Source organism: Christiangramia qingdaonensis (assembly GCF_048381525.1).
GTDB lineage: Bacteria > Bacteroidota > Bacteroidia > Flavobacteriales > Flavobacteriaceae > Christiangramia.
The window spans coordinates 1268-2246 of the sequence record NZ_JBLWIM010000017.1; the positions used below are offsets into that span (position 1 = coordinate 1268).

A 979-nucleotide genomic window follows, 5' to 3' on the forward strand; every position below is an offset into this window, starting at 1 on the left:
AATGCTAACATCTCCCCTTAACCTTCCAGCACCGGGCAGGTGTCAGGCCCTATACGTCATCTTTCGATTTAGCAGAGCCCTGTGTTTTTGATAAACAGTCGCCTGGATCTTTTCACTGCGGCCCCCCCATAAGGGGGGCGACCCTTCTCCCGAAGTTACGGGCCAATTTTGCCTAGTTCCTTAGCCATGAATCTCTCGAGCACCTTAGAATTCTCATCCCAACTACCTGTGTCGGTTTAGGGTACGGGTTGCCTCCACTCGCTTTTCTTGGAAGTCGCTCCTCTGGATTATCACGCCGGCCGTAGCTTTTGTGTACTATCGGGGTGTTACCACTCCCTTCAACGTACTATTCCGTCAGTACGCACCAAATTTACGCCTCCGTCCGCTTTAACGTGGGGCAAGTAGCAGAATATTAACTGCTTGTCCATCGACTACCCCTTTCGGGTTCGCCTTAGGTCCCGACTAACCCTCAGCTGATTAGCATAGCTGAGGAAACCTTAGTCTTTCGGTGTGCGGGTTTCTCGCCCGCATTATCGTTACTTATGCCTACATTTTCTTTTGTAACCAATCCAGCAAGCCTCGCGACTCACCTTCATCTCTGTTACAATGCTCCCCTACCACTATAGTAAACTATAGTCCATAGCTTCGGTAATATGTTTATGCCCGATTATTATCCATGCCGAACCGCTCGACTAGTGAGCTGTTACGCACTCTTTAAATGAATGGCTGCTTCCAAGCCAACATCCTAGCTGTCTGGGCAGTTCAACCGCGTTTCTTCAACTTAACATATATTTTGGGACCTTAGCTGATGGTCTGGGTTCTTTCCCTCTCGGACATGGACCTTAGCACCCATGCCCTCACTGATATGAAACATTTTATAGCATTCGGAGTTTGTCAGGAATTGGTAGGCGGTGAAGCCCCCGCATCCAATCAGTAGCTCTACCTCTATAAAACTATCTATATCGCTGCACCTAAATGC

General features: G+C 48.6%; 1 protein-coding gene and 1 other annotated feature (1 of these 2 only partly in view). The gene reads right to left on the reverse strand.

What is annotated here, in order from left to right; translation table 11 throughout:
* Window positions 1-979 (reverse strand) — a sequence feature (mutual gap in cmsearch alignment for this rRNA model is longer than 100) (it extends past both window edges: 1002 nt to the left, 851 nt to the right).
* Window positions 782-979, reverse strand: a 198-nt coding sequence (locus ACNI3T_RS13815; RefSeq protein ID WP_417921589.1) for a hypothetical protein, incomplete at its 5' end; no start/stop codon positions are given. It overlaps the preceding feature by 198 nt.